At 61.4% G+C, this 17,871-nt stretch carries 17 protein-coding genes and 1 riboswitch; of the genes, 7 read left to right on the top strand and 10 right to left on the bottom strand.

Features of this window, described 5'->3' with window-relative positions:
- Window positions 1-403 precede the first annotated feature (403 nt).
- The 3 genes from LU684_RS25405 to LU684_RS25395 form a co-directional block, all read right to left on the bottom strand.
- Window positions 404-1,768 (bottom strand): DUF1329 domain-containing protein, encoded by a 1,365-nt coding sequence (locus tag LU684_RS25405; protein ID WP_016484899.1) that lies wholly within the window; start codon window positions 1,766-1,768, stop codon window positions 404-406.
- A 25-nt stretch (window positions 1,769-1,793) separates the two neighbouring features.
- The gene (locus LU684_RS25400; RefSeq protein ID WP_016484898.1) at window positions 1,794-3,680 is read right to left on the bottom strand and encodes a DUF1302 domain-containing protein; all 1,887 of its coding nucleotides are present in this window, start codon (window positions 3,678-3,680) and stop codon (window positions 1,794-1,796) included.
- Window positions 3,681-4,012: 332 nt separating this feature from the next.
- Window positions 4,013-5,695: a fatty acid--CoA ligase gene (locus LU684_RS25395; protein ID WP_232895184.1), complete on the bottom strand. Its 1,683-nt coding sequence runs from the start codon at window positions 5,693-5,695 to the stop codon at window positions 4,013-4,015.
- 161 nt (window positions 5,696-5,856) lie between these two features.
- Here LU684_RS25395 and LU684_RS25390 point away from each other — a divergent pair, with 161 nt between their 5' ends.
- The 3 genes from LU684_RS25390 (at window position 5,857) to LU684_RS25380 (ending at window position 8,725) form a co-directional block, all read left to right on the top strand.
- Complete coding sequence (locus tag LU684_RS25390; protein ID WP_232895183.1) at window positions 5,857-6,822, top strand: 2-hydroxyacid dehydrogenase; 966 nt, start codon at window positions 5,857-5,859, stop codon at window positions 6,820-6,822.
- A 52-nt stretch (window positions 6,823-6,874) separates the two neighbouring features.
- Complete coding sequence (locus tag LU684_RS25385) at window positions 6,875-7,873, top strand: class I SAM-dependent methyltransferase (protein ID WP_016484895.1); 999 nt, start codon at window positions 6,875-6,877, stop codon at window positions 7,871-7,873.
- Between the two features lie 39 nt (window positions 7,874-7,912).
- A riboswitch (yybP-ykoY riboswitch) is annotated at window positions 7,913-8,053 on the top strand.
- Window positions 8,054-8,140: 87 nt separating this feature from the next.
- Window positions 8,141-8,725 (top strand): TMEM165/GDT1 family protein, encoded by a 585-nt coding sequence (locus LU684_RS25380; RefSeq protein ID WP_016484894.1) that lies wholly within the window; start codon window positions 8,141-8,143, stop codon window positions 8,723-8,725.
- A gap of 36 nt (window positions 8,726-8,761) precedes the next feature.
- Here the strand turns inward: LU684_RS25380 and LU684_RS25375 are convergent, their stop codons facing one another.
- The 5 genes from LU684_RS25375 to LU684_RS25355 form a co-directional block, all read right to left on the bottom strand.
- A complete protein-coding gene (locus LU684_RS25375) occupies window positions 8,762-9,577 on the bottom strand; it encodes a M48 family metallopeptidase (protein ID WP_016484893.1) in 816 nt (271 codons plus the stop codon).
- 202 nt (window positions 9,578-9,779) lie between these two features.
- Window positions 9,780-11,369 (bottom strand): M60 family metallopeptidase, encoded by a 1,590-nt coding sequence (locus LU684_RS25370; RefSeq protein WP_232895182.1) that lies wholly within the window; start codon window positions 11,367-11,369, stop codon window positions 9,780-9,782.
- A gap of 105 nt (window positions 11,370-11,474) precedes the next feature.
- Entirely contained in the window at window positions 11,475-12,095 is a 621-nt protein-coding gene (locus LU684_RS25365) for an SOS response-associated peptidase (protein ID WP_016484891.1), read from the bottom strand.
- A gap of 15 nt (window positions 12,096-12,110) precedes the next feature.
- Window positions 12,111-12,371, bottom strand: a complete 261-nt coding sequence (locus LU684_RS25360) for a putative signal transducing protein (RefSeq protein WP_016484890.1) — start codon at window positions 12,369-12,371, stop codon at window positions 12,111-12,113.
- Window positions 12,371-12,553, bottom strand: coding sequence for a CPXCG motif-containing cysteine-rich protein (locus LU684_RS25355; RefSeq protein WP_023047680.1), 183 nt, complete (start codon window positions 12,551-12,553; stop codon window positions 12,371-12,373). Before LU684_RS25355 ends, LU684_RS25360 begins: the two co-directional genes overlap by 1 nt.
- Window positions 12,554-12,674: 121 nt before the next feature.
- Between LU684_RS25355 and LU684_RS25350 the strand changes: the two genes are divergently transcribed.
- A complete protein-coding gene (locus LU684_RS25350; RefSeq protein WP_080640993.1) occupies window positions 12,675-13,844 on the top strand; it encodes a 1-acyl-sn-glycerol-3-phosphate acyltransferase in 1,170 nt (389 codons plus the stop codon).
- Between the two features lie 121 nt (window positions 13,845-13,965).
- On the opposite strand, the gene LU684_RS25345 is transcribed toward LU684_RS25350, so the two are convergent.
- Window positions 13,966-14,226 carry a hypothetical protein gene (locus tag LU684_RS25345; protein ID WP_016484887.1) on the bottom strand — a complete coding sequence of 87 codons (261 nt, stop codon included), beginning with the start codon at window positions 14,224-14,226 and terminating at the stop codon, window positions 13,966-13,968.
- 159 nt (window positions 14,227-14,385) lie between these two features.
- On the opposite strand from LU684_RS25345, the gene LU684_RS25340 reads away from it, so the two are divergent.
- Window positions 14,386-14,592 (top strand): hypothetical protein, encoded by a 207-nt coding sequence (locus LU684_RS25340; RefSeq protein WP_016501484.1) that lies wholly within the window; start codon window positions 14,386-14,388, stop codon window positions 14,590-14,592.
- Between the two features lie 167 nt (window positions 14,593-14,759).
- On the opposite strand, the gene LU684_RS25335 is transcribed toward LU684_RS25340, so the two are convergent.
- Window positions 14,760-15,344: a YajG family lipoprotein gene (locus LU684_RS25335; RefSeq protein ID WP_016484885.1), complete on the bottom strand. Its 585-nt coding sequence runs from the start codon at window positions 15,342-15,344 to the stop codon at window positions 14,760-14,762.
- A gap of 145 nt (window positions 15,345-15,489) precedes the next feature.
- Here LU684_RS25335 and LU684_RS25330 point away from each other — a divergent pair, with 145 nt between their 5' ends.
- On the top strand, window positions 15,490-15,723 hold the full coding sequence (locus LU684_RS25330; RefSeq protein WP_060517690.1) for a hypothetical protein: 234 nt from the start codon (window positions 15,490-15,492) through the stop codon (window positions 15,721-15,723).
- A 600-nt stretch (window positions 15,724-16,323) separates the two neighbouring features.
- On the top strand, window positions 16,324-17,832 hold the full coding sequence (mqo, locus tag LU684_RS25325; protein ID WP_016484883.1) for a malate dehydrogenase (quinone): 1,509 nt from the start codon (window positions 16,324-16,326) through the stop codon (window positions 17,830-17,832).
- Window positions 17,833-17,871 lie beyond the last annotated feature (39 nt).

The raw sequence follows: 17,871 nt of genomic DNA, 5'->3' as shown, positions 1-17,871 counted from the left end.
GGAAGACTACGGCGGTATGGATGCTTGCGAGACTAGCCGGTAACGCAGCGCATTTGAAGATGATGGGCACAATTGCCCCGGAAAAGACTGCGACAAAAAGCAACATGGCTGATGGACAGGAGGCTGGGGCGGGGGTTTGGGTGGGTATTCAGCAGATTGATTGCCCGCTCACACAGGGATTGCACAGCTTTCAAGGCCAGTGCAGTACCGGTAGGAGCAGCCTTGTGCTGCGAAGAGGCCATTGCAGCCGAAGATAGTCTTTAGCCTTACCGGCCTCTTCGCAGCACAAGGCTGCTGCTACAGGGCCTGTGTTTGACTGGAAATTATCGCCGGAGCAGGAAACAGAAACGCCCCGGGCAGGCCGGGGCGTTCTGGAGATCACATGCAGTGGGGAGTGTTCAGATCAACGAATACCCGACTGGCGCAACGCCGCAGGCTGGAAGTCCGCCTTGCTGGCACTGAAGCCAAAATCGTAGGCGCGCTTCTCTTCGTTTTTCATGCCCAGGGCCAGGTAACGACCCGACTGCAGGTCGTAGATGGTTTCCAGGGTGTACCAAGGCACCTCTTTGTTGTAATACGGCTGGGAATGGGCTTCGGACACGCGCCACAGTTGGCCACGACCGTCGTACTGGTCGATCACTGCGGCCTGCCAGGTGTCTTCGTCGATGTAGAAGTCACGCTTGGCGTAGATGTGCCGCTGGCCCGGCTTCAGGGTTGCGACCACATGCCAGACGCGGCGCAACTCGTAACGGGAAAGGTCCTGGTTGATGTGCCCGGCCTTGATGATGTCGGCGTACTTCAGCTTGGGGTCATCCAGCTTGAAGGCGTTGGAGGCGATGTACAGTTCCTTCTTGCCTTCCAGCTTCCAGTCGTAGCGGTCCGGCGCACCGTTGAACATGTCCAGGTTGTCCGAGGTACGCAGGCCGTCGGCGGCGGTACCCGGGCCGTCGTACGACACTTGCGGCGCCTGGCGCACGCGACGCTGGCCGGCGTTGTAGATCCACGCCTTACGCGGCTCCTTCACCTGGTCGAGGGTTTCGTGCACCAGCAGCACGGTCCCGGCCAGGCGCGCTGGCGCGGTCACTTCCTGCTTGAAGTAGAACAGGATGTTGCCCGGGTTTTTTGGGTCGTAATCCTTCATCCTGTCGCGGAATACGAACTGGTCGGAGAAGTAAACCGGGCTGAAAGAGCCGTTCTGCTGCGGCGTGGCCTGGATCACCAAGCGGCTGACACTGCCCCCCCGGTAACGGGTGATGTGGTTCCAGATCACTTCCAGGCCGTTTTTCGGGATCGGGAACGGCACCGCCGTGTCGAAGTTGTTCAAACCGTTGCCGCCTTCCGTCAGCGTGGTCTGGGTGGCGTTTTTCTTGATGGCGGCGAACACGTCCGCAGGTACCGTGGAGCCGCGATGGGTTTTGAATACAGGGATCTTGAAGGTATCCGGGTAGCGCTTGAGCATGGCCATCTGGCCCGGCGAAAGCTTGTCCTTGTACTGCTCGGCGTTTTGCGCAGTGATGGTGAACAGCGGCTTTTCACTGCCATACGGGTCGGCCAGGAAACCCTTGCCGTCGACGCTGCCCGCACTCTTCGACAGCGGCTCCCAAGGGCCGATCGAGCCATCGGCATTGCCAGCCTTTTCAGCCCCCATCGGGGTCAGGGTACTGCCCAACTTGGCCGCTTCGTCGGCGGATACCGCAGCCATGACGCTGGTCGCCAGCAGGGACAGGCCCAGTACACCGGCTTGCAGCAGACTTCTGGTCTTGTTCATGTCGTGTCGTCCTGGATCTGTGTGCTTAGAAGTTCACGCCGAAGCTGAGCGCGACGAAGTCACGGTCATCCACGGTGCTGTACTTGCCATCGAAGAAGTTGGTGTACGACAGGCTCGCCGTGTAGGTGTTCTGGTACTCGGCGTCCAGGCCCAGGCTGACTGCCTTGCGCCCTTCCTCGAAGTTGGCACCAGGGCCTGGCGAATAGCCGGAAACGTCATGCGACCAGGCCACGCTGGGCTTGAGGTTGACCCCGGCGAAGACGTCGTTGTAGTCCCAGATGACCCGGGCGCGATACCCCCAGGAGGTGCTGGTGGTATAGCCGTCGTTCTCGCATTTGCGATTCAGGTTGGTGGTGGACGCCCCGGCCCCTGCGCCGGCGATGGTGCTGGTATTGAGTGCCTGGCAGGTGTCCGCGCCGCCGGTGGCAGGCAGCGGGCCGGGCCCGAAGACCGGGTCGCGGCCATAGCGGGTCTCGCGGGCGTTCTCCAGGCCACCCACGTGGGTGACCCCCACTTCGCCCACCACTGTCATGCGGCTGGCGCCCATGACCTGGTCAAAGAAGTGCGTCAGAGTGGTCTGGAACTGAGTGATTTCCTTGCGACGGTAGCCGTGCAGGTCTTGCCCGGGGGTACCGGTGAGCAGCGAAGCGTTGCTCAGTGCGCCACCAATCGGACGCACACCCGCGAACAGGATATCGGTGGTATTCAGCTGCACGGGGGCGTTGGGGCGATAGCTGACTTCACCGCTCCAGGCCGTACCCGTGGGCAGCGTAGTGGAGAAGCTCAGGCCGTACAGGCGAATGTCCTCGGGGTACTCGACGAAGTATTCGGAGTTACCGGCCACAATCAGCGGAGCCAGCGCCCGCAACTGTGCAGGCAGCGCGCTCAGGCCGGCGAACACCGACGGTGGGGCACCGGTGGCGCTGAAGATCGGCGCGCGGCTGTGGTAGTTCATGAAGTAGGCACCGAACTCGGTGTCCAGCGGGTCAAACATATAGCGCAGTGCCACGCCGAACTGGCCGCTGTCGCGGGCATCACGGTCGGCCCCGCGGCGCACCATTACCCCTTCCTCGTTGATGTTCACACCCCGCGTGGCGAGGAACTGCTGGGCCGCACCAGGCACCGTACGGCTGCTGTTGAGCACACGCAGGTTGTCGGTGCAGCCGTCGGCAATGATGTCCGGCTGGGAGAAGAACGTACCGCAGTTATCAACAACCGTCTGGTCCCACTCGATCTGGTAGAAGGCCTCTGCCGACAGGTTGTCGGTCAGGCTCTGCGAGATGTAGAACATGTTGACCGGGATCAGGCCTTCCTTGATCTCGGCCCCCGGGCGGCGGAACGCCGACACGTCGATGGGGTTGATCGAGTTGATGCCGCCGCCGATGAAGGTACTCTCACCCCAGCTCACCACCTGCTTGCCCAGGCGCACCGAGCCCGGCTGATCGCCGATGGAATAGTTGTGGTAGACAAAGGCGTCGAGCAACTGGGCCCCGGACGACTTGGCGCCCTCCTTGCGGCCAGAGTCGCTGATGTCCTTGAACTCGCGGCCTTCGTCCTTCAATTCGAAGTCGTACCAGTACTTGCCCCGCACGAACACGCCAGTATCGCCGTACTTGAGTTCAAGGTCGTGGATGCCCTTGAAGATCTTGGAGAAGGTTTCGCCCTTCTTGAAGTTCAGGTGGCCATCGTCAGAGGTCTGCGACAGGCCCTTGCCGCCGTTGTTCACCCCGATCAGGTTCTTGTTGGGGTTGGCCGTCGACCAGCTGGCGCCGATGGAGAGCGACGAGTCGAACTGCCCTTCGATTTCACCAATGTTGAAACTGACAGCGAAAGCAGGACTTGCGAGCGTGGAAGCAAGGCTGACGGCCAAGGGCAACTTGGCCCGGCGCCAGAACAGGTTTGCAGATTTCATCGACGCTACTCCATGTACTTTATTGTTATGGCAGTGAGTCCTTTCAAGAACGGCCCGAGCGACCGGTTTGCAGGTTTTCACCTGCGGCGACACGGCTTGCGCGTATCGCCCTCCCCCATTCCTGAAAATCCCCTGGCCCCGACTATAGCCAGCAAGGCACAGGCGCTTGATCCCTCTAAAGTGTGATTTGCGCTCCATGCTGCCAACTCGCTGCAGTGTTGTCCCGGTTGCGGGCTGGCAGAGCTCAAGGATGGCGCATTTCTGCCATTTGGCAAGGTGCCGAGGCCTCTAGCGTGCGGGTCGCGTTCTGACGCGCGCGACCCGCACGGCGTTTACAGCGTGGACAGGAACGCGCTATTGCTGGCCTGCCACTGGACGATGTCCTGGCGGATGCGTTTCTTGTCGAGCTTGCCGACACTGGTCTTGGGAATTTCAGTAACAACGGCGATCTGGCTAGGAATCGCCCACTTGTTGATGTGCCCTTGCTCGACAAATGGCTTGAGATGGTCCTTGAGCGCCTTGGCATCGATGGCCTGGCCGTCGCGCAGCACCAGCAAGGCGAACGGGCGCTCGCCCCACTGCGGGTCGGCCACCCCCACCACCGCCACTTCGCGCACGGCCGGGTGACGGCTGATCAGGTCTTCCAGGTCGAGCGAAGAAACCCACTCGCCACCGGTCTTGATCACATCCTTGATGCGATCACGAATGTCGATGTAGCCCATGCCGTCGAGGGTGGCGACATCGCCGGTGTGCAGCCAGCCCCCCTGCCACAGCTCCTTGCTCTTTTCCGGCTCCTTGAAGTAGCCCATGGTCAGCCACGGCGCGCGCAGCACCAGCTCGCCCTGGGTTTCGCCGTCTGCCGGCAGGAAGTTGCCGTCGCCATCGACAATGGCCGCCTCGACCAGCGGCACAGGCACACCGGCCTTGATGCGGTAGGTGACGCGCTCATCCTCGCTGCCGGCCTGCAGCTCGTCGTTCAGGTGCGCAGCGGAGATCAGCGGGCAGGTTTCGGACATGCCATACGCGGCGGTCAGCTGGATGCCACGCGCCAGGGCAGCCTGGTAGAGCGAACGGTTGAGCGAGCTGCCGCCAATGATGATCTTCCAGCCGCCGAAGTCCTGCCCTTGCGAGGTCGGGCAGTTGAGCAGCATCTGCAAAATGGTCGGCACGCAGTGGGAGAACGTGACCTTTTCTTCGCGCCACAGCTTGACCAGCATGTCTGGCTCGTAGCGCCCCGGGTATACCTGTTTCATGCCAAGCATGGTGGCAGCGTAGGGAATGCCCCAGGCATGTACATGGAACATCGGCGTGATGGGCATGTACACATCGTTGCTGCCCAGCAGGCGTACGCTGTCGATGCTGCCGGTGACCGAAGCTTCGGCCAGGGTGTGCAGTACCAGCTGCCGGTGGGTGAAGTACACCCCCTTGGGGTTGCCGGTGGTGCCGGTGGTGTAGAAGGTGGTGGCCACCGAGTTTTCATCGAAATCCAGGAAATCGTAGCGGGGGCTGGCGGCTGCCAGCAGCTGCTCATACTCACCCACCAGGCCGGGCAGCTCGGCAGTCTTGTCCGGGCCATCGGTCAGCAGCAGGGTCTTGTCAACGGTGGTCAGTTGCCCGGCAATGGCCTGGTAGAGGCCGACAAAATCGCTGTTGACCAGCACCACGCGGTCTTCGGCGTGGTTCATGGTGTAGAGGATCTGCTCGGGCGACAGGCGCACGTTGATGGTGTGCACAATGGCGCCGATCATCGGGATGGCGAACATGCACTCCAGATAGCGGTGGCTGTCCCAGTCCATTACCGCCACAGTGTCACCGGCCTTTACCCCGGCCTCGGTCAGCACATTGGCCAGGCGCGCGATGCGTTCGTTGAGCTGTAGGTAGGTCAGGCGCAACTGGTCGCGGTAGACGATTTCGCGGGTTTTTTCATAACGGCTGCCGGACATCAAAAGGCGTTTGATCAGCAGCGGGTAGTCGTAGGCGCCCTCGGTGGGCTTGATGATGCGGGTCTGCAGCATGGGTATCCCTTTTCTGAAAAGCGGGCCGGAAAAGTCTGGGAACTACTGTAGTTCGCGAATGTGACGGCTAAATCAGCCGAAGGAATGATTTGGCTGCGCGGGGTATGAGTGGCATTGTCCGGGGGATGGATCATCCCTGCCCTGCCAACGGAGCCTTACTGATGCCCAGCCCGCGTCGCGCCGTGTTTCTCGATCACCAGTCCCTGGACCTTGGTGACCTCGACCTTTCCCCGCTACGAAGCCAGTTCGATGAACTCGAGCTGTTCGATGCAACCCGCCCTGACCAGGTAAGCCAGCGTCTGCAGGGCGCCGTGGCGGTGGTCAGCAACAAGGTCATGCTCGACGCCGCGACCCTGGCCGCCAACCCACAGCTCAAGCTGATTCTGGTCGCTGCCACCGGCACCAACAATGTCGACCTGGCAGCAGCGCGAGCCCAAGGCATCACGGTATGCAACTGCCAGGGCTATGGCACACCGTCCGTCGCGCAGCATACCCTCGCCCTGCTGCTGGCCCTGGCCACTCGCCTGTGCGACTACAACCAGGCGGTAGCCGACGGCCAGTGGGCCAAGGCCAGCCAGTTCTGCCTGCTGGACTTCCCCATCGTCGAGCTGGAAGGCAAAACCCTCGGCCTGCTCGGCCACGGCGAACTGGGCGGCGCAGTGGCGCGGCTGGCCGAAGCGTTCGGCATGCGCGTGCTCAGCGGGCAAATACCTGGCCGCCCGGAGCGCGCCGACCGCCTGCCGCTGGACGAACTGCTGCCACAAATCGATGCCCTGACCCTGCACTGCCCGCTGAACGAGCACACCCGGCACATGCTCGGCGCCCGCGAACTGGCCCTGCTCAAGCCCGGTGCCCTGGTGGTCAACACCGCCCGTGGCGGCCTGATCGACGAGCAGGCACTGGCCGATGCCCTGCGCAGTGGCCACCTGGGCGGCGCGGCCACCGACGTGCTGAGCGTGGAGCCGCCGGTCAACGGCAACCCGTTGCTCGAACCCGGCCTCCCGCGGCTGATCATCACCCCGCACAGCGCCTGGGGGGCAGTGGAGTCGCGCCAACGCATCGTCGGCGAGCTCAGTGAAAACGCCCAGGCCTTCTTCGCCGGTCAGCCGCGCCGCGTGGTCAGCTGAGCGGGGCGCCCGCCTCTGCTACACTGCGCCACTTTTTCAGGAGGCGTCGTCCATGGACCCGCGCAGTGAAGTATTGCTCCGCCAGGCAGAGCTGTTCCAGGGCCCGCTGCTGATCGCCGGCGCCCCCGCTGATGGCCTGCTCGGCCAATTGCCGCAGGCCCAGGCCTGGACATGGCATGCGGGCGATCACGCCATGCTCGAAAGCCGCTTTGCCGGTCGCAGCCACTATGGTGTCGAGCCACCCGAGGTGGCCTTCGACAGCGCCGTGCTGTTCCTGCCCAAGTCCCGTGAACTGGCTGCCTACCTGCTCAATGCCCTGGCGTCGCGCCTGGCCGGCGGTGAGCTGTACCTGGTTGGCGAAAAACGCGGCGGCATCGAAGGCGCGGCCAAACAGCTGCAGGCCTTTGGCAGACCGCGCAAGCTGGACAGCGCCCGGCACTGCCAGCTGTGGCAAGTCACGATCGAGCAGGCGCCCGTGGCCAAACCGCTGGAAAGCCTGGCCGAACGCTTCGTGCTGGCCCTGGAGGACGGCCCGTTGCAAGTGGTCAGCCTGCCTGGCGTATTCAGTCATGGGCGCCTTGATCGCGGTACGGCCCTGCTGCTCAAGCACCTCGACGGCCTGCCGAGCGGGCATGTACTGGACTTTGGCTGTGGCGCCGGGATATTGGGCGCAACGGTCAAGCGCCGCTATCCGCAAAGCCGGGTCACGCTGCTTGACGTGGATGCCTTCGCCGTCGCGGCCAGCCGCCTGACGCTGGCTGCCAACGGCCTGGAAGGCGACGTTATCAGCGGTGATGGTATCGACGCGGCGCCCACCGAACTGAGCCTGATCCTGAGCAACCCGCCGTTCCACACCGGGGTGCACACCAACTACCAGGCTTCGGAAAACCTGCTGAAAAAATCGGCCGTTCATCTGCGAAAAGGCGGTGAAATGCGCCTTGTTGCCAACAGCTTCCTGCGCTACCAGCCGCTGATCGAAGGGGCGCTGGGCAACTGCCAGGTGCGCGACGACGCTGACGGTTTCCGTATCTATCAGGCAACACACGGATAAAAACAGCGCTTGCCGAAAGCGTTTTGCCTAGGCAGAATCCGCACCGTCCTAGGGGAGTAGTCTCCCGCGAGCACCCTGCTCGCCCGGTACGCGTCAACATACTTGGTCAACAGACCATGGCGCGTGCGACCCACCATGCCAGCACGCATGGAGAGATCCGCAAAGACGGATCCAGGGTTTGACAAGACCTATGACACGCACACCTTACCCGGGGCGGGGAGGCTGTACGTGTCATAGCCGTGTCGACCCGCCCCCGTAGGAATCCTGATGCTGGAATCTCTGTTGGTCCCCACCGCTATCGTTGCCCTCGCCGAAATCGGCGACAAGACGCAACTGCTCGCGCTCATTCTCGCTGCCCGCTTCCGCAAGCCGTGGCCGATCATCGCCGGCATCATCGCCGCCACCCTGGCCAACCATGCTGCGGCCGGTGCCGTGGGCGCCTGGTTCGGCAGCTTCTTCAGCGACTCGGCATTGCACTGGATCCTCGCCGCGAGCTTCACCGCCACTGCACTGTGGACCCTGGTGCCGGACAAGATGGATGACGACGAGAACCCGGCGCGCCGCTTCGGGCCGTTCCTGACTACGCTGATCGCGTTTTTCCTGGCCGAAATCGGTGACAAGACCCAAGTCGCCACCGTCATGCTGGCGGCGCAGTACCCGCACCTGATCATGGTCATTATCGGCACCACGCTGGGCATGCTGATTGCCAACGTGCCGGTGGTTCTTGCGGGTAACTTTGCAGCAGACAAACTGCCGTTGACCCTGATCCGTCGCCTGGCGGCCACAGCGTTCTTCGTGCTGGCAATTGTGGCCGTGTACTCGGCGATGAAAGCCAGTGGCTGGGTTGGCTAAATGCTGAAGGGGCTGCAAAGCAGCCCCCTTGCGGTCTTACTGCTTTGCCGCCTGATACAGCGGCATCACCTTCGGAATCGCCGCCTGCAGCGAAGCAATACGGCTCGCGGATGCCGGGTGAGTACTCATGAACTCGGGCGGTGCACCTTCGGAAGCCTTGCTCATCTTGTTCCACAAGGTGATCGCGGCATTCGGGTCGTAACCGGCACGCGCCGACAGCTCCAGGCCGATCAGGTCGGCCTCGTTCTCGTTGGCCCGGCTGTTGGGCAGGGTCATGGCGTAGTTCACCACCGTGTCGGCCATGGCCATGCTGCCTTGGCCGAGGCCGAAAATGGCGCCGGCACCCTGGCGGGCCATTTCCACGCCATACGCCTTGGACATGGCCTCGCGGCTGTGCTCACGCAAGGCGTGGGCAATCTCGTGCCCCACCACTGCGGCAATTTCCGCATCGGTGAGCTTGAGCTGATCGATCAGCCCGGTGTAGACGATGATCTTGCCGCCCGGGCCGCAGTTGGCGTTGAGCTCGTCGCTTTTGATGACGTTTACCTCCCAGTTCCATTGCGCGGCATCCGGGCGGAACTTGGGCGCCTGGGCGATCAGGCGGCTGGCGATCGCCTGCACACGCTTGGCATCGGCGCTGGACTTGTCGAGCACACCCTTGCTCGATGCCTCACCCAGGGTCTGCTGGTAAGACTGGGCGTACATCTGGTTGACCTCATCGGTCGAGAGCATGCTGAACATGTACTGCTGGCGCTCGACGCCAACAGCACCGCCGCTGGTGGTGTTCACTGCCTGGCAGCCGGCCAGCAGGATGCCAGCACTGAGCAGGCTGACGACAAAAGACTTACGCATGAAAACACTCCCTTTTTACATGCGCCGTATCCTAGGCCGAGTCGCCAGTGCCCGCTATAGCCGTAGGGAAGATTCTTCACATCCGGGTACACCTGCGCCCACACCCGATCGCGCGTAGGCAGCTTGTCTTGTAATGCATCACACCGGCGTTTCGCTGGCGTGATGACTGCCACTAGCCCCAGTTATCGACTATCACCGAAAGTCAATGATCGGCACCGGTTTCATGTTCCGTACAGCAAGAGAATTCTGCAGCCGTGCCCTGCAGGTTCACTGGCACATGGTTCGACTCGCCCAACGCCTCTCCTGTTTGCGGGTCATAGGATTTGACCACTGCGTTGCCATCGACCAACCTTCGAGTGACCACAGAAAAATCGCCTGAAGCGTTGGCGTAGGTAATCCCGCCTTCTGGGTCATACCAACCCATATCAGGATCATTGGTGGTTTTCAGGCGGCTCCCAGGGCGGGCAACCCCCCTTATTTCGATACCATCTGAATGCGGCTCAACTGCGTCGATCTGCGTTTCGGCCTTCACGTGGAGGGTGGACGGGTCCGGCTCTGGCATTGGCAGCCTCAAATCTCGGATCGCATCAAGTGTGCGCGGGGTTGGATGCCAACCCCATCGAGTGAAGAATGTTGTGAGATCGTGCTGCGCAGCCCATGCGCTGGTGACCATGAAGTAATGACGGTATTGAGCGTCACCCTGGCCAGGTTCATGGTTGCCATGACTACGGCTCTCACGATGGAGCCGATGAAAGAACGCGTCGCCGTAAGCTGTCCTCAATTGCTCCCACATGATGAGGCGGACAAACTCGTCATTGTCTTCAAACTTCTTATTCGGATCGGAACTATTCAAAAAGGCATGCGCTTCACGGTCGTAAGGCACCACCCTTGAATATTTTTTTTGCGCGCGCTGCACTGCAAGGGAAAATATATTGACGGAGTTCTCAGTCAACGCATTTGCGCTCCATGAAATTTGGTGCTGCATATGACCCAACTCATGCCAGATTCCCCAGTCGCCGCGCACACCGTCGGGAGTCAATAGCGACCTGCCGTATTGCGGTAGACTTATTCGATAGTGAGTGGCATTAGGGTTGCCACTTTCCTTCTCCGAGACCAATATGCGCAGCGGACTGGGTGGTTCTTGTTCCGCACCATAACCAATTGCACCGATTTCATTTTCAACTCTTAGAATTTCTTTGTACTCGTCTAATACAGCCGAGGGATCGTGACTCTTATAGGCATAAGCCGTCTCCCACCACGCGGTGATAACAACTTTATCACTCATGAGCTGCACTGGCGCTCGCCCATGCTCCTTGGCAGCCTCAAGCATCTGGCCCCACTGATCTACGGACGTTTCGCCTTGTATAAATACAGGTACTCGATGTGAGTTAGCAATGCATTCAAAATTAATCGTTACCTCCTCGACGGTCGGGCCCACCCCATCAGGTATTACCCGCACCCATAATAACCCGCCTTCCGGATCAGTGACGATTCCAGGGTATTCTGGCATTTCATGGGTACGAGGGCATTCAGTCTCGGAGCCTTGTGTATTGAAGCCGGGAGTTCCGACGAGGAGTTGCATCTTCACGTTTGCCCTAGGCGGCAGCGAGAATTGATACCGGACATAACCTCCGGGCTCGAGGAAGATGCCCGTGGGCTGAAAATCAGCATAACCGAACCAACGGCCAAAGACTCTTGTATCTGAATCCGTCGAAGGTAAAACCCTGAATGCCGTGAGCGCAGACGAAACAGCAAGTTTTTCCTGGCCTGACAATGCATTATTTTTCATCATCAATCCCCTCAACAGCTGCACCAAGTAGGTACGATCAACCTTATGGCGGGCCCTGGAGGTGGTCAACTAGCAGAAATACTAGGCGTTATAGGCAGTCCACTACAGTCATAACGGCGTCAAACACTCCGGCGCATCCAGTTTCGGGTCATTGACGAAATTGGCCAAGGCCCGCTCTCGCAATATTGCCGAGGGGCTGGCCAGCAACTCGTGCAAGCGGGTGATCGGCGTATCCGGGTCAAGCCACGCCGCCTGCGCGGCCTCGTCCAGTATCAGCGGCCGACGCTGGTTCATGGCTGCCTGGGTCACCACAGCACAGCTCAGCCACACTTGGTCCTGCACCGGATAGGCCTCCCACACCGCTGCAAAATACAGCGACGAGCCCTCCCCCGGGGTCAACCAGTACGGGCGTTTACGCACGCTGCCACGCCACTCGTAAAAGCCGTTGGCCGGCATCAGGCAGCGACGCTGGCGAAAGGCATCGCGAAACATCGGCTGCTCGGCCAGGGTTTCGGCGCGGGCGTGGGCAGGTGTGCGGGACAGGTCAGTGAGCCAGGCCGGGGTAAGCCCCCAGCGCGCCTTGGCCACTTGCTGCTGGCCCTCGAGCTGGCGCTGGATCAGCACCGAAGCCCCGGGTGAAATGTTCCATTGGGCCGGCTGGCCTTGGGGGAAGCCAGGCAGGCTGGCAAGCGCCTGGGGCCAGCGAAACAGGGCATAACGTCCACACATGGGCGAATTCAGAACCTAGCAGATCAAGGTACCGGGGAAGCTCTCCGGTTCGTCGCCAACCAGTGGCTGGGCATCATTGTACGCATCGATCAGCTGCCGTGCGTACTCGGCCTGCTCATCCGCCACCGCAAGCCCCAACAGACCTTGCAGGGGCAGTTCGCCTACGCCCCCCATCAAGTCACGGCCCACCAGCTGCACGTTGATGCCCTCACTGGCCAGCATACCGAGCAGCATTTCGGCCTCGAGCAGGTTTTCAGGTTCGTAGATCCGTCGCATCAGTCATTCTCACCGAAGACATCCAGCATCCATTCCTCGCCATGCACCTGCAGCAAGAAGCGGACAGGCTTGCAGCACACCTGACAGTCCTCGAAGTACTCCTGATCGCCACCGGACAGGTCCACCGTGGTTTCGATTTCTTCGCCACAATAAGGGCAATCGTAGTTGGCAGTTTCCAGCATCGCGGCCTCCGGGGTGACTTATGCGTATAATTGCCGGTCTGTTTACAGGGCCTGTGTGTGTCCGAGCCGTTTTTCGGAGCCCGCCCCTACCTATTACCCTAGCCGTTTCCAACAAGAGAGCATGATGGGCGAATTCGATGCCATCCGACCGTACGACGACGCTGAGGTCCCTGCCGTCCTGGCACGCCTGCTCAGCGACCCGGCATTCCTCGATATCCTCACCCACTTCCGCTTCCCGCGTGCGGCCGGTGCTCTCGGCTGGTTGCTCAAGCCGCTGATTGCCCGCCGCCTGCGCAAGGAGTTTGCCGGCGTCACCTGCGTTTCGACCTTGCAGGACAAAGTCGAGTACTACGTCGACCAGACCATCGACCGCGCCACCGACGGCGTTACTTATTCGGGCGTGGAACAGCTCAAGGCAGGCACCGCCTACCTGTTCCTGGCCAACCACCGTGACATCGTCATGGACCCGGCCTTTGTCAACTACGCGGTGTACCACGCAGGCTTGCCCACCCCGCGCATTGCCATTGGTGACAACCTGCTGCAAAAGCCCTTTGTCAGCGACATGATGCGCCTGAACAAAAGCTTCATCGTGCACCGCTCGATCAGCGGGCGCCGCGAGAAGCTGGCGGCTTACCAGTTGCTCTCGGCCTACATCAACCACTCGATCCGCAACGACGCCACGTCGATCTGGATTGCCCAGGCCGAAGGCCGCGCCAAGGACGGTGACGACCGTACCGATTCGGCGATCCTCAAGATGTTCCACATGAGCCGCAAGGACGAGCCGTTCGGTGCGGTGATCCAGAGCCTCAACCTGACGCCGGTGTCGATCAGCTACGAATATGATCCGTGTGACCAGGCCAAGGCCCGCGAGCTGTACATCCGCGCCACTACCGGTACCTACACGAAGGCACCAGGCGAGGATGACAACAGCATCGCCAAGGGCATTACCGGCTACAAGGGCCGCGTGCACATCAACTTCACCGCGCCGGTGACCGCGTACCACGAGGATACCAAGCAGCTGGCAGCGGAAATCGACCGGCAGATCCTTGGCGGTTACCGCCTGTTCCCGGTGCACTACCTGGCCTATGCGATGTGGGAAGGCAAGGACGAAGCGTTGCAGGTGCCGAGTGCCGAGAAGGTGTTCCCGGCGGACGAGCTGGCCAAGGCCAAGGAAGAATGGCAGCGTCGGCTGGATGCCTGCCCCGAAGAGCAGCGGCCTTACCTGGTGCTGCAGTATGCGACGCCAGTGCGTAACCAGTACCAGGTCAGGCAGCAGGCACCTGTAGCCTGATCGATCCCGGGGGCTGCGTTGCAGCCCAATCGCGACACAAGGCCGCTCCCACAAGGAGTACGCAATTCCCTGTGGGAGCGGCCTTGTGTCGCGATGGGCCGCAACGCGGCCCCAATGGTTCTCAGACCCAGGTACTGAACCAGGACAACAGCAACGCCATCGCCAGGCACGAAAAACCAAGAATGTAGAAGTAGCGTGGCACCCGCAGGTCGAACGCGTCCACCACCCCCTCCTCCACAGCCATGTATTCGCGGGTCTCGGCCTCGCGTCGCCGGGCACTGTGCAGCAGCAACCCGCCTGGGCAGGTCAGCAGCAGCGCCAGCAGGTTGATCAACTTGGTGGGATGGGCGGCCAGAAACCCCCAGAGCACTTGCAAGGACATCACGCAACCTCGGTGTGAGAAGCGGCAAAGGCCCGCATTCTACCCAACTCGCTGCCCCGCGCCCGGTATAGGCGACAAACTGTCATTAAATTTCATCTGTCATCCGCTCGTCATCTGAACAGGCCACCCTGTCGGCCTTTCATGACCCGGAGCTTGTTCATGTTGCACGCCGAAAACCAGGACCGCCTCTACCTCGTTGCCCAGAGCGATGAACAACAGGCTTTGATCGATGGTTTTGCCATCAATGTGCAGGACCGCCAGTGGCTGGTCTACTGTGCGTTGGGCGGGCATGTGCATGAAGATTTGCCGGAGGTGGATGCCGGGACGGGCTTCAGCTTGCTGGATTTCTACGTAGAAGCAGCGTAAGCCTGAACCGGCCTCTTCGCGGGTGAACCCGCTCCCACAGGGACCGCACCGGATCCGAGGCCTGCGCTGGACCTGTGGGAGCGGGTTTACCCGCGAAGAGGCCAGCACAGGCAACAAAAAACCCGCTACCTGACACAGGGAGCGGGTTTTTTCATGCAGCCAAACGCTTACTGGCCCAGTACCTGCCCGATGGTCGGGTCTTTGAACAGGCGGGTCAGGGCATCGCTCAGCACATCGCCCACCAGCTGGGTGTTGGTGTCCTGGTTCGGCGCCATGCCGAAACGCTGGTCCAGCGAAGCGCCGTAACGGCCGCTGTAGCTACGGCCGCCATTGCGCACGTCGGCACGGAACGTGGCGCCGATGGTGGCCTCGGTCACGTACAGGTTGTCTTTGGGCGACTGATATTTCAGCTCGGCCAGGGTCACGGTCAGCTGGGGTGCACCAGAGGCGTTCGGCGTAGGGGTGAAGCCGAGCAGGCGCACCGCAGCTTCGGCCTGGGCCTGCAGCTTGGGCACCACGTCATTACCGCTGACGCTGATGGTGCTGGTCTCGGGGTACATGCCACCACGGGTACCCAAGGATTGCGAAGGCCGGCCGTCAACCACCCGGACCACGACCGGCTGGCCGTGGCCCACCGGGGCGAGCTGAGCCTTGAGCGTGGGTTGCGGGTTAAGTTGTTGCGGGCTGTGGGCACAACCGACCAGGCTGAGGCTGGCCACGGCGATCAAACCGAACAACAGACGTTGCAACATGCGCGTTTCTCCAGAAAATGCGGCAAAGGCCCACAGTATACCTAGCCAGGCACAGACCAGTCATCGGCCCGACCCGCTTGTCACAATCGTTTCATGGCCACGCCCTTATCCTTGCGCCAAGCCCTCACGCAAAGGACTCGCCGCCATGGCCTCGCTCTGGACTCTGCTCTTCCAACGCCCGCGCCACACCGCCTACGCCCGCCTCGATGCCCAAGGCAAATGCCTGGCCTTCAAGCAATGCAGCCAGGTACCGAGCGGCAGCGGCTGGGTTCAGGTCAGTGAAATCCAGCTGGCCTGGCTGGGTCGCGAACTGCCCGCCGACGCCAGGGTTTGCGCCCGCGCAAGCCGCCGCTGGCACCAGCGCATCCTCGCGGCCTGACAAACGCTGCAATAAAAACCACGAATGGCGACATTTCTGCCCGCGACATCGCTATAATCTCCCCCCGATTATAAGGACGTCTCCTGATCGGGCCCCGCACTCGCCGATTGACCCCGGCAACTTCACCGCTTCGCCCACAGAGAGCCTTCCACTCAGGTCTTGCATCGGCTGTCGTGCCTGCTTTTCCGGCCCTTCACACTGCATGAACCTGCGGGTTGCCATCGCGCAGTCCCCTTTTGAGGTTCACGTCTCCAAAAGAGCGTGAAAAAACGGTTTTCACAACTTCACAAGAGTGTGGCGAGCAAATGAACAGTCTGGCATGTGCAAAAGCGGCAGATGTGTCCCGAACAGCCCTGAACAGGCGGCAACTGCGCTCATCCCGTATGAGTGTCTGAACCGTTCCATAACGCACGCACGACACCTTGACCATAAGTCGAATTGCCGCACCCGTGGCAAACGGCGTTCAATAGCTGAACCCGAAGACTGATTGGCGGTGTCCGCGGAAGTTGCAAGAACTGCGAAAAGTCGGACATGGCGACCCTGGCTACCCCAGGTCCTATGCTGTCAATTAGGTAGCTGTAGATTGTGGAGACGCGTTAAATGGCGCAGAACGAATCGGTTGATGTAGTACTGGTAGGCGCGGGCATCATGAGTGCCACCCTGGCCGTACTGCTGAAGGAGCTTGACCCGACCCTGAAGCTTGAGGTCGTCGAGGCGATGGACTCCGGAGCCGCGGAAAGCTCCAACCCCTGGAACAACGCAGGTACCGGCCACGCTGGTCTGTGCGAGCTTAACTACACGCCCCAGGCCGCCGATGGCAGCATCGACATCAAGAAGGCCGTGCACATCAACGCCCAGTTCGAGGTTTCGCGCCAGTTCTGGGCTTACCTGAGCAAGAAGGGCAACTTCGGCTCGGCGCGTGCATTCATCAACCCTGTCCCGCACCTGAGCTACGTCGAGGGTGACAAGGGTGTTTCCTTCCTCAAGAAGCGCTTCGAGCTGCTCAAGCAGCACCATGCCTTCGCCGAGATGGAATACACCGAAGACAAGGCGGTGATGAACGACTGGATGCCGCTGATGATGCCTGGCCGCCCAGCCGACCAGCACATTGCAGCTACCCGTGTAGCCAAAGGCACCGACGTCAACTTCGGCGCCCTGACCAACAAGCTGCTCAAGCTGCTGGGCGACTCGCCGGACGCGCAGGTGAAGTACAGCAAGAAGGTCGTCGGCCTGCGCCGTAACGGCAGCGGCTGGACCGTGAGCATCAAGGACGTCAACAGCGGCGGCAGCCGCGAAGTCGACGCTCGCTTTGTCTTCCTCGGTGCCGGTGGCGCGGCCCTGCCGCTGCTGCAGGCGTCCGGCATCCCGGAAAGCAAAGGCTTCGGCGGCTTCCCGGTCAGCGGCCAGTGGCTGCGTTGCGACAACCCGGAAATCGTCAAACAGCACCAGGCCAAGGTCTACAGCCAGGCCGCCGTGGGCGCCCCGCCGATGTCGGTACCGCACCTGGATACTCGCGTTGTGGACGGCAAGACTTCGTTGCTGTTCGGCCCGTACGCCGGTTTCACCACCAAGTTCCTCAAGCACGGTTCGCTGATGGACCTGCCGCTGTCGGTGCGCATGGGTAACATCGGCCCGATGCTGGCCGTGGCCCGTGACAACATGGACCTGACCAAGTACCTGGTCAGCGAAGTGATGCAATCGATGGAGCAGCGCCTGGAAGCCCTGCGTCGCTTCTATCCGCAGGCCAAGGCCGAAGACTGGCGCCTGGAAGTGGCTGGTCAGCGCGTGCAGATCATCAAGAAGGACCCGAAAAAAGGCGGTGTGCTGCAGTTCGGTACCGAGCTGGTCTCGGCCCAGGACGGCAGCCTGGCCGCACTGCTCGGTGCCTCGCCAGGCGCTTCGGTGACCGTGTCGATCATGCTGGAACTGATCGAACGCTGCTTCCCCGAGCAGGCCAAGGGTGCCTGGGCTGCCAAGCTCAAGGAAATCTTCCCGGCGCGCGAGAAAACGTTGGCAACCGATGCTGCCCTGTACCACAAGATCAGTGCCGAAAACGACGTGGCGCTGGACCTGGTGGAAAGCAGCCCGGCGGCCAAGCATTACGCCTGAACCGACCGGTAACGAAAAAACGCCCCTCGGGGCGTTTTT

It is taken from the genome of Pseudomonas sp. NMI542_15, from assembly GCF_021283425.1.
Taxonomy (GTDB): domain Bacteria; phylum Pseudomonadota; class Gammaproteobacteria; order Pseudomonadales; family Pseudomonadaceae; genus Aquipseudomonas; species Aquipseudomonas fortuita.
Note: the sequence above shows the minus strand (reverse complement) of the source record. Positions and strands in the feature narration are given on the sequence as shown.